The organism is Moorena sp. SIO4E2 (assembly GCF_010671945.1).
Taxonomy (GTDB): Bacteria; Cyanobacteriota; Cyanobacteriia; order Cyanobacteriales; family Coleofasciculaceae; genus Moorena; species Moorena producens.
On the sequence record NZ_JAAHIE010000997.1, the window covers coordinates 1 to 1987 of the forward strand.

General features: G+C 43.8%; 2 protein-coding genes. One reads left to right on the forward strand and one right to left on the reverse strand.

Going from position 1 to position 1987, the window contains the following annotated elements; all coding sequences use genetic code 11:
- Window positions 1-183, forward strand: a 183-nt coding sequence (locus F6K37_RS39865; protein ID WP_287256794.1) for a hypothetical protein, incomplete at its 5' end; no start/stop codon positions are given.
- Here F6K37_RS39865 and F6K37_RS39870 read toward each other — a convergent pair.
- Window positions 161-1721, reverse strand: a protein-coding gene (locus F6K37_RS39870; protein ID WP_502887825.1) for an ISKra4-like element ISMpr2 family transposase whose coding sequence is annotated in 2 segments (ribosomal slippage) — window positions 161-757 and window positions 759-1721 — 1560 coding nt in all. Because the reading frame shifts where the segments join, the coding sequence is not laid out codon by codon here. The two genes, F6K37_RS39865 and F6K37_RS39870, sit on opposite strands and share 23 nt — an antisense overlap.
- Window positions 1722-1987 lie beyond the last annotated feature (266 nt).

Here is a 1987-nt window from a genome sequence, read left to right on the forward strand (position 1 = left end):
AAAGGTACGGTTGGGTCCATCTCATCTTTGGTCGCAACAATGTCAATGGTGAGTTTTGGGCGATTGTTAGCGATGAAAAGACGACCCTCCAAACATGCGCAGGAATATGGAATGCGATTTGATATTGGTGTGGCTCTTTTGGAAAGACGTTTGGTCAGGTTTAGAGAGGTATCGGAAGAGTAGGAGGAGCAGTAATAGAGCAACGAGCTTGAATTAGTCGTTTCATCAAAGGAAGGCCATCTTTGTACAAAGACAAGTGATTACGTTTATGCTCTTGCTTTAAGTGAAAGGGCCAATACTCTTGCCAATCACCGCTAACATAAAGCGAGCGCAGACGTAAAACCGCCTCAGCACCCATAAGACTCCATCTAGCCCCGGTAATGTCCATCCTGTCTTTGATTAAGTGACGACAAGCGCCCTCAATAACCCCAGTGGCAATGGGAAGACCAGCTTTCAAGTAATCGTGGTATTTGAGGTAAGCAGCGTTGTTGAGTAAATATCTGGCACACTTATCCACTGGCTGACGTTGTGATGCAGAAAGTTGGCGCTTTGTAGCGCTACCACGCATACCCCCAGCAACTGTACTCGATTTACCTTCAAGGATCAGCAGTAAACGTTTACTAACCCAAACTTCGGCTTGTTGACTAGTGTCCGAATAGAAGGCAAATGCAGCCTTCCACAGATACTCAATCACATGAATAATATCCAGGACAATCGTTAACTTGAGATGGTGTTCGCGAGCAAATTTTTTCAAAGCGCGATAATTGTGTCTTGTTACCATCGACCAGAGCGCAAAAACGCTTGTGTTGATTGGGGTCGCGGTGTAATGCCTCGTCAAAAGCTTCTTTTATAACAAGTGATGGTTCTTTAACTAAACTTGCCCAAACACGCTTACCGATTGGTTTGGGTCGTTTGATTTTTTTGTGTTCTTCTTCTGTGCTGACAATTTGTTGAGGTGTACGAACAAAAGGGTTGATGGTATAAACTGAAGCCACTGTTGCCATTCGCTTTGAATTGCGTTTTTCCCCCTTAGTTAATCGTTTATTTAACTTCTTGCTATTTGCCAGCGCTCTTTTTTGCGTGGGAGCACGTAAGTCTTCTGTACGCATGACAACACCCTTGCCATCCACACTAATAACTACTATTTCCCCCGTCTCCTTCAATTCAACCGATTGTGCTTGTTGATGAGCATAGAATTGATCAAAGTCACAAGCACTTTTATCAGCCAATTGTTCAACTTGTCGCTTACCAACTTTTGCGGCTGTTGTTTTCTGTATGATTTCGACTGTTTCGCCAAACCCTGAACGAGCTACTTCGACAGCCACTCGCTCTCTCAGTCCGTGGGAGTATTTTTCTACTGGTAGGTTTAACTCGGCATCGAGTGGGTTGAGGGAAGTTATTTTTCGTCCACCATAACCGATTCGATTGGCGATGATCGTGCCAAATATTGTTGTCAGCTTCCTTGTAAATCTCTTCTTATGGGTTCTCTTGGCTTCGTCGTTACCTAAGCATTCTCCTTCGATCTCGTCATCACTTCGTCTGTCGAAGTAACCTTGCAGCAGTCGTCTTAATAGTTCGTATCCGTTTTCAAGCAGTTTACTCTCTAATTCCCCATGTTGTAAACCGCAAACACTATCTGAACCCAGCCAGTCCACTATTTCTTCAAATAGCTCTCGCGCTTGTGAGAAAAACATGTCTTCATTTGAGATCGATGGTTGCATAGGTCCAAACTTTTCCTGAACTACTGCTGACTTTTTCAGCTGGTCACCCACCAGGAGGTATTGACTCAAACTATTACTCTGACTAATTTGTCAGTTTTACTGAGATCTAGTCTACCGTACTTTTAAAAGAGCCGCACCCATTTGATATTGAAGAAAACTTCTTGGATGATCAGTCCAATGGCTGGAATGTGCACAAGTCGAAAATTCGTTCTGTGTCTGCCCTATCTCGGTTATGGTTTATCTTAGCTGTAGCCACGCTGTATGTC